This is a genomic window from Jannaschia sp. M317 (genome assembly GCF_025141175.1).
Classification (GTDB): Bacteria; Pseudomonadota; Alphaproteobacteria; order Rhodobacterales; family Rhodobacteraceae; genus Jannaschia.
The window spans coordinates 3,528,338-3,536,370 of the sequence record NZ_CP081155.1; the positions used below are offsets into that span (position 1 = coordinate 3,528,338).

At 65.4% G+C, this 8,033-nt stretch carries 8 protein-coding genes; 6 read left to right on the top strand and 2 right to left on the bottom strand.

The window, feature by feature from the left end:
• Positions 1–1,387: 1,387 nt before the first annotated feature.
• Positions 1,388–2,122, top strand: coding sequence for a flagellar hook-length control protein FliK (locus K3551_RS18040; RefSeq protein ID WP_259916506.1), 735 nt, complete (start codon positions 1,388–1,390; stop codon positions 2,120–2,122).
• Between the two features lie 8 nt (positions 2,123–2,130).
• Positions 2,131–2,790, top strand: coding sequence for a flagellar hook capping FlgD N-terminal domain-containing protein (locus K3551_RS18045; protein ID WP_259916507.1), 660 nt, complete (start codon positions 2,131–2,133; stop codon positions 2,788–2,790).
• A gap of 14 nt (positions 2,791–2,804) precedes the next feature.
• Here the strand turns inward: K3551_RS18045 and ubiB are convergent, their stop codons facing one another.
• Positions 2,805–4,334, bottom strand: a complete 1,530-nt coding sequence (gene ubiB, locus K3551_RS18050; RefSeq protein ID WP_259916510.1) for a 2-polyprenylphenol 6-hydroxylase — start codon at positions 4,332–4,334, stop codon at positions 2,805–2,807.
• The gene (gene ubiE / locus K3551_RS18055; RefSeq protein WP_259916512.1) at positions 4,331–5,092 is read right to left on the bottom strand and encodes a bifunctional demethylmenaquinone methyltransferase/2-methoxy-6-polyprenyl-1,4-benzoquinol methylase UbiE; all 762 of its coding nucleotides are present in this window, start codon (positions 5,090–5,092) and stop codon (positions 4,331–4,333) included. The genes ubiB and ubiE overlap by 4 nt, the downstream gene beginning before the upstream one ends.
• Positions 5,093–5,161: 69 nt before the next feature.
• Here ubiE and mutM point away from each other — a divergent pair, with 69 nt between their 5' ends.
• The 4 genes from mutM (at position 5,162) to K3551_RS18075 (ending at position 7,996) form a co-directional block, all read left to right on the top strand.
• Positions 5,162–6,010, top strand: coding sequence for a bifunctional DNA-formamidopyrimidine glycosylase/DNA-(apurinic or apyrimidinic site) lyase (gene mutM, locus K3551_RS18060; protein ID WP_259916513.1), 849 nt, complete (start codon positions 5,162–5,164; stop codon positions 6,008–6,010).
• Positions 6,011–6,071: 61 nt separating this feature from the next.
• Entirely contained in the window at positions 6,072–6,848 is a 777-nt protein-coding gene (locus K3551_RS18065; RefSeq protein WP_259916515.1) for an enoyl-CoA hydratase, read from the top strand.
• A 216-nt stretch (positions 6,849–7,064) separates the two neighbouring features.
• A complete protein-coding gene (gene rpsT, locus K3551_RS18070; RefSeq protein WP_259916517.1) occupies positions 7,065–7,331 on the top strand; it encodes a 30S ribosomal protein S20 in 267 nt (88 codons plus the stop codon).
• Between the two features lie 218 nt (positions 7,332–7,549).
• On the top strand, positions 7,550–7,996 hold the full coding sequence (locus tag K3551_RS18075) for a rhodanese-like domain-containing protein (protein ID WP_259916520.1): 447 nt from the start codon (positions 7,550–7,552) through the stop codon (positions 7,994–7,996).
• The last annotated feature ends 37 nt before the right edge of the window (positions 7,997–8,033 follow it).

The following is an 8,033-nucleotide window of genomic DNA, read 5'->3' on the forward strand; positions in this document are numbered from 1 at the left end:
TCAAAACGACCGCGCCGCGCCGCAAATACCTGCGATAACAGCGGGCCGCAGCCTGACGCCCGCGCCGCTCGTCACCGCGCGGGACCGGTTGACCGACCCGCGCACATCGGCCGCCCCGCGGCCCCCGTTCGCAAGGGGCCAAAGCCCCGCGCCCACGCATCATGTCCCGCGCGAGTCCGTTCAGCCTGCCGATAAGGCCACACTTCCAACCGTCGCGATTGACCCAACCGGACCTCTGCCACGAGACGGCGCGTCGCCTTCGCCTTCCGACGACGCGGTGCGGTCGCAGGCTCACCCGATTACGGCGGACGGTTCTGCGGCCGAAACACGAACGCAGCCCCTGCCCCCGGACCGAGCCTTCAAACCGGACGGCTCAGCCGCTGGGCGCATGAACGATGCGACCGTGCACCCCGTCCCCTTGCCCCAGAACGCCGGCCCCACCCAAAGGCCCGCGCGCATTGGCAATGGGTTGTACGACCGGCCATCGCCCCCCTTTCTGGCAACAGACAGCACAGGGGCCGCCGCCTCGACCGCCCCCATTCGGCTGCATCCAGATCAGACAATGGGCAGATATCCGGCTCCGCCAGCGAAGCAACGCACCCTCGTCGGCAAGGATCCCCTGCCGAGCGCGACACAGGTAGCAGCGCCTCCCGCCCCGGCCCCGGCCCCGGCAGCCAAGGCGACGGATCCGACGCCCGCGCACCAGCCTGTGGCGCAACCCGGTGATGGCCATGTCAGGCACACCTTGGCCCCGTCGCCTGTGGGGCAAGGTCGGGCACCGGCCGCGCCAGACGCAGCGGTGCAGCGCACGCCTACTGCAATCACGGATACCGGTGGCGCGGATCGGCGGCCCATCGGCCCCTTGCCGGATCCGCGCCCAATTCAAATGCAAGGTCGCTCAGCAGGGATACCGGCGATAGCCCCCCTCGATTCGGTCGATCCGGGCCATGCGCCATACCCGACCGCCCATCGCGAGGTCATCATAAGGGCCGGCGCCAACCCCGTAGAGATGTCTATGGGACCGCCGCAAAGCGGTATGACTCAGCCAATCCTGCCTCCTGCCGAACGCTGGGACAGGTCAGAACCGGCACCGATGATGTCACGGCAGAGCGAGTCATTCCAACTCCGTCCTTCAGGACAGGTGCCACGCCGCGAAACCCACGGCATCGTCTATCACGTGCCCGACACGGCCCCGAAGGCGGATCGCCCCGCCCCATTGGACATCGAACCGAACACTCTCCACCCTCGCGACGGACGGTTGCCGGCACGCCTGAATGTCGCACCGGCGATGATCCTTCCAGCCGCGCAACATTCTGCGAGTCTATCGACAGTCAAGCCGAGCGTCGTCAGCGCAACGGACATGCCAACCCCAGCGCCCGAGATATCCTTGCCGCGCGAGGTCGCGGCCCATCGCCATGAGCCGATCCAGATTGACGGCCCGCCACCCTCGGACGCGGCCCGTGACACCCCCTCACCAACCGCCACACCCGCCACGCCCGTTGTCGGTCGTCCAGACTTCGACGCCTCTGCGACGCTGCGCCCCGCAGCCGAGAGAGACCCCGGCTCCGCGACCCTCGCGCCCAGCTTTCTGGGCGATACAATCGGACCGGGGCCTTTGCGCGATGCGGACCAATCGGCGTTGGCGGGACCTGCACAGATCGCGCCAACTGCCTCTGTTCCGGTTAACCAGCTTTCGACGGCCCTGCCCGTTCATATCCGGCAACAGCTCGCAGAGCTTCAGCAGCAAGACGCCGATGGGGTTTCAGTTCGCAGATCCCAAACGGAAGGGACGGAGATAGAGCTTTCTCCGGTGGAGCTCGGACGCCTGAAGATGGTGCTGCAACAAGGCGAGCGGGGCCTGCAGGTCACGATCACGGTCGAACGGCCCGAAACGCTCGACCTGGTCCGGCGCCATCTGGATACGCTGCAACGGTCGCTCACGTCCGACGGCATCAACATCAGCGGGGTGCATGTCGGGGCCGAAGGCGCGGGCCACTCCGCCGCACGGGACCAGACCGCCGAGGGACGGCACGGCACATCGGCCGCGGCCAATTCCATCGATGAACCGACCGGCCCGACCCCTTCCCGAACAGACGCCAACCGACTGGACATGAGACTTTAGGATCCGACATGAACGCAATAAACGCTACATCATCCGCCAGCGCGGCATCGCAGACCGAGACAGGCGCGCGCAAGGCGCTCAGCTCGGATCTCGACACCTTTCTGAAACTTCTGACCGCGCAAATCCGCAATCAAGACCCGCTGGAGCCGACCGACGGGACCGAGTACGCGGCCCAGCTCGCTCAGTTTTCGGGCGTGGAGCAGGCCGTGCGCACCAACGAATTGCTCGCCGACATGGGCGCGAAACTGGCGCGACAGGACATGGCCGTGGCGGCCGGCTGGATCGGGATGGAGGTCCGCCACCAAGGGCCGTTGTTGCTGTCACATGATGGGGTCCAGATGCTGCCTGACATTCCGGTGGCCGCCGACCGAGCCGAGATGGTCGTCACGGATTCAAAAGGGGACGAGGTCTTGCGCGTTCCGGTGGACCGCACCGCGGACCGCATCGACTGGGCCGGGGACGACGGGCGTGGCGGTCAACTGCCGGAGGGCATCTACGACGTTCAGATCGCCGCCTACGCCGGCGAGCAGGAGCTCGGGCAGAGACCGGTCAGCCACTACGCCCCGGTCGAAGAGGTCACGCTTGGCACCGGCGGGGCGGACTTGCTGCTGCCTGGCGGGATCCGCATTGGCATCGGTGAGACGACAGCCGTGCGGCCCGCAGCCTGACGAAGGCCGAGCCGCTAGGTCAGCCCCGAAATCGCCAGGGCCGCCGCCAGGGTCGCGCCAACACCCAACAGGAACCAAAGGGCGCGCGTCCGGCCTGTCCGCGGCGGCAGAACCACCGTCCGTTCGGTCCGGCGCAGCGCATCCTCGACCGCTTGCGGCAGATGAGGGCCGAACCGGGCAAGGACACGGGCGGTCCGGGTCAGATCGCGGGCAAAGGCGCGCGGGCCCAGGTTTTCGCGGATATAGCGTTCGACCTCGGGCCCGGCGGCCTGCCAGATATTCATGTGCGGATTCAACGTGCGGGCCACACCCTCGACCACCACCATGGTGCGTTGCAGCAAGATTAGCTCGGTGCGCGTCTCCATCCCGAACCGTTCCGTCACTTCGAACAGATAGGCCAGCAGCCGGCCCATCGAAATGCGCGAGGCATCCATGCCAAAGATCGGCTCTCCGACCGCGCGCAGGGCCTGGGCAAAAAGGTCGACGTCTCGGTCGGCGGGCACATAGCCCGCCTCGAAGTGCACCTCTGCGACGCGGCGATAATCCTTGCGGATGAAGCCCATCAGGATTTCAGCATAGACCCGCCGCGTGTATTCATCGAGCCGCCCCATGATCCCAAAATCAAGGGCGATGATGTCGCCAGATGGGGACACCTTGAGATTGCCCTGATGCATGTCAGCGTGGAAATAGCCGTCGCGCAGCGCGTGGCGCAGGAACACCTGCAACACCCGGTCGGCAAGCGCGGCGCGGTCGTGGCCCGCCGCGTCGATGGCCGCCAGGTCGGCCATCTGCGCGCCCTCTTCCCAGTCGAGCGTCATGACCGCGCGCCCCGACAGGTTCCAATCGACCGCAGGCACCTCGAATCCCTCGTCACGGGCGGTGTTGGCCTTGAACTCCCCGGCGGCGGCGGCCTCGGTGCGCAGGTCCAGCTCCTGCTCCACGGTGGCATCGAAATGGGCGATCACGTCCATCGGGCGCAGGCGCCGCGCCTGCGGGGACAGGATCTCGATCAGGCGCGCGGCCATGTAGAAGGCGTCGATATCCCGACGAAAGGCGCGGGCGATGCCGGGGCGCAGAACCTTCACCGCCATCTTGCGCCCGTCATCGGCGCGACGCGCCTGATGCACCTGCGCGATGGAGGCTGCGGCAACGGGTTCCGAAAACTCCGAGAACAGAACATCGACCGGCATGCCCAGATCGCGCTCGATCATGGCGCGGGCCTCGGCGGTCGGGAACGGCGGCAGCTTGTCCTGCAACACGCGCAATTGCAGCGCCAGATCACCGCCGACAAAATCCGGGCGGGTCGACAGGATCTGTCCGAACTTGATGTAGCTGGGGCCCAGCGCCGTGATGGCACGGGTCACCGGCGGCAGATCCGGGTCGCCGTCGTAGCCCAGCCATTTGAACGGCCAGCCCAACACGCGCGCGGCGATCCGCAGCTCGCGCGGGGCGTCCAGTTGATCGAGCACGACATCCATCGCGCCCGTCCTCTCAAAGGTGCCGGCAGTGCGAATCAACCGCCAGATATTGTGGGGCCCTCTCACAGCTTCCAGCCGGAATGCAGCGCCGCGATGCCGAAGCTGAGGTTGCGATACTTCACATTGTCAAAGCCCGCGTCGACGATCATCCCCGCGAAACGGTCCTGATCGGGAAACTTGCGGATCGACTCGACCAGGTATTGATAGCTGTCCCTGTCCCCTGCAATGGCCTCGCCCATGCGGGGGATGACGTTGAAGGAATAGAGATCATAGGCCTTTTGCATCAATGGGTTGGGCAGCTGGCTGAACTCCAGAACCATCAACCGCCCGCCCGGGCGCAGCACGCGATACGCCTCGCGCAGGGCATCGGGGATGCGGGTCACGTTCCGAATGCCAAAACTGATGGTGTAGACGTCGAAGGTGTTGGCCTCGAACGGCAGGGCCATGGCGTCGCCCGCCACCCAATCCAGCCGGTCGGCCATGTTCTCGGCCTCGGCCCGTTGGCGGCCCGCGACCAGCATGCCCTCGGTCATGTCGAAAACCGTGGCGTGGGCGGACGGCGCGCGGGTCAGGAACCGAAACGAGATGTCGCCGGTCCCGCCTGCGACATCCAGCAGACGCTGACCAGGGCGCGGGGCCAGCCAATCCATCATCGCGTCTTTCCAGACCCGGTGAACCCCCATCGACATGGCGTCGTTCATCACGTCATACTTTGACGCGACATTGGTGAACACGCCGTGGACCATCCCGGCCTTGGCGTCTTCGGGCACATCCTGAAAGCCGAAATGCGTGGTGCGGCCCGTGGGGGTGTCGTCTTGCGTCATGTCGCGCCCGTCCTCATGTGTCGAGATGACTTATAGGGCGCGGTGGCGCGCCTGCAACGCGAGGGGCCGATGCCGGAACTGCCAGAAGTTGAGACCGTTCGTCGCGGGCTGACCCCCGCACTGGAGGGCGCGCGCCTCGTCCGGGTCGATGTAAACCGCCCCGATCTGCGCTGGCGCTTTCCCGAACGGATGGCCGAAAGGTTGCAAGGCGCGGTGATCACGCGGCTGGGGCGGCGGTCGAAATACCTGTTGTTGGACCTGGACACCGGCGAGACGCTGATCGTGCACCTGGGCATGTCGGGGCGGATGGTGGTCGACGACCTGCGCCTGGGCCAGTTCCACCGCGAGGCTGCCTGGCTGCCACAACACGACCACGTCATCTTTCATACCGAAACCCACCGCGTCACCTTCAACGATGCCCGCCGGTTCGGTGCAATGGACCTGGCACAGACCCAGTCGCTGGACCAGCATTGGCTGATCGAGAAACTGGGGCCGGAGCCCTTGGGCAACGCCTTTGACGAGGAACATCTGGTCGACGCGTTCCGGGGCCGCAACACACCGGTGAAATCGGCGCTGCTGGATCAGCGGATCGTCGCGGGTTTGGGCAATATCTACGTCTGCGAGGCGTTGCACCGCGTGGGCATAAGCCCGCTGCGCAAGGCGGGCCGGATCTCCGAGGGACGGGTGCGCGCGTTGGTTCCCGTCATCCGCGAGGTCCTGGGCGAGGCCATTGCAGCGGGCGGATCGTCCCTGCGCGATCACCGGCAGGCGGATGGTGAACTGGGGTACTTTCAGCACAATTTCCGCGTCTACGACCGTGAAGGTGCCCCCTGCCCGACCGAGGGCTGCGCGGGTGTCATCCGACGCACGGTGCAGTCCGGCCGCTCCAGCTTCCACTGCGTCACCTGTCAGAGATGACTTGAACCGCCCCGCGAATGCAGGCAGGCAAGGTGCTCAGGCCAACCCTGCGGAGCGTCTCATGGGCTATCAAACCTTGAACGTCGATGTGAGCAATCATGTCGCCCTGATCAAACTGGACCGTCCAGAGGCGTTGAACGCGCTGAACTCGACCTTGCTGTCAGAGCTGTCAAAGGCGCTGGCCGCGGCGCAATCGAACGACAAGGTGCGCTGCATCGTCCTGACCGGATCCGAAAAGGCCTTTGCCGCCGGGGCCGACATCCGGGAAATGTCGTCGAAGGGATTCGTAGACGTCTTCATGGGCGACCTGTTTGGCGCAGAGGCCGACGCCGTGATGCGCGTGCGCAAGCCCATCATCGCCGCCGTTGCGGGCTATGCCCTGGGCGGCGGATGCGAGTTGGCGATGATGTGTGATTTCATCATTGCCGCAGATACCGCGAAATTCGGCCAGCCCGAGATCAACCTGGGCGTCATCGCGGGCCTCGGCGGCACGCAACGCCTGACCCGCGCCGTCGGCAAGGCCAAGTCGATGGACATGCACCTGACTGGCCGCTTCATGGACGCCGAAGAGGCGGAGCGGTCAGGCCTGGTCAGCCGCGTCGTGCCGGCCAAGAAACTGCTGGACGAGGCGATGTCGGCCGCAGGCAAGATCGCAGAGAAGTCGCTGATCACGGCTCAGGCCGCAAAGGAAGCGGTGAACCAAAGCCAGGAACTGGGCCTCCGCGACGGGCTCTTGTTCGAAAAGCGTCTGTTCCACGCGCTCTTCGCGACCGAGGACCGCAAGGAAGGCATGGATGCCTTCGTCGAGAAACGGGAACCTCAGTTCCGCGACAAGTGAACAGGGCACCAAATCCTTGGAAGGATTTGGTCAATTTCTTCGAAGAAATTGATCCGCCGCCGGCGTCTTGACGTTTCAGGGCCGACCCCGTATTTGCCGCCCATCATGCGTGTGAGGCCCGCTCTGGCCGGATTGGATCCGTGACGGTTTGCCCGTCGCAAGGGTCGGTGTCTTGCACGTCAGCAATTGAACAAACCGACCCGAAGGACCGATCATATGGCCAATTCGCCCCAAGCCAAGAAACGCGCCCGCCAGAACGAGCGCCGCTTTGCCATCAACAAGGCACGCCGTTCGCGCATCCGCACGCACCTGCGCGCCGTCGAAGAGGCAATCGCCTCCGGCGACCAGGCCGTCGCCGCCGAAGCCCTGAAAGCCGCCCAGCCCGAGCTGATGCGTGGTGTGACCAAAGGCGTCTTCCACAAGAACACCGCCGCGCGGAAAATGTCCCGCCTGACCAGCCGGGTAAAGTCGCTGGGCGCGTGATTCCACGCTCTCTGCCACTGGCGGAGAATCCACAGTCAAGAGATTCGAAAGCCCGCCCCTCGGCGGGCTTTTTTGTGCCTGTGAATCCGGCACTTGCACCCCCCTCGGCGGATTCGTTTTCCTCCCCCCCGGAGTCAACATCGAAGAGTCGTTGAAGCCCCGTCACCGCAAAAGCTAAACCTCTGGAACGCGAGTCAGATCGCTATCAGGGGATGTTCATGAGCACGGAAGCTGCTCCCACCATTTCCGAGGTAAATCCTCGGGAAGCTTGGGATATTTTGTCGAAAGACGCTGCCGCCGTGCTGGTGGATGTCCGGACCCGCGCCGAATGGGGATTCGTCGGCGGGCCTGATGTGTCGAGCCTGGGACAGGACGTCATTCAATTGGAATGGAAGTCCTGGCCCGGCATGGCACAGAACCCGGACTTCGTCGGGGCGCTGCTGGATCAGCTGGAGGCGACGCCCTCCAGGCTGTTGTTCCTGTGCCGCTCCGGCGTTCGGTCCTTGCACGCGGCGGCTGCCGTGGCCGACGCCCTGGCTGAACAGGGACAGGCCGTGCCGTGTGTGAATGTGGCCGAAGGGTTCGAGGGCGATCTGGACGCGGACGATCACCGGGGGGGCTTCAACGGTTGGAAAGCCCGGGGGCTGGCCTGGCGCCAGTCCTGAGACGACAACAATAAGAAACGGGTAGGACCGAAAGAGA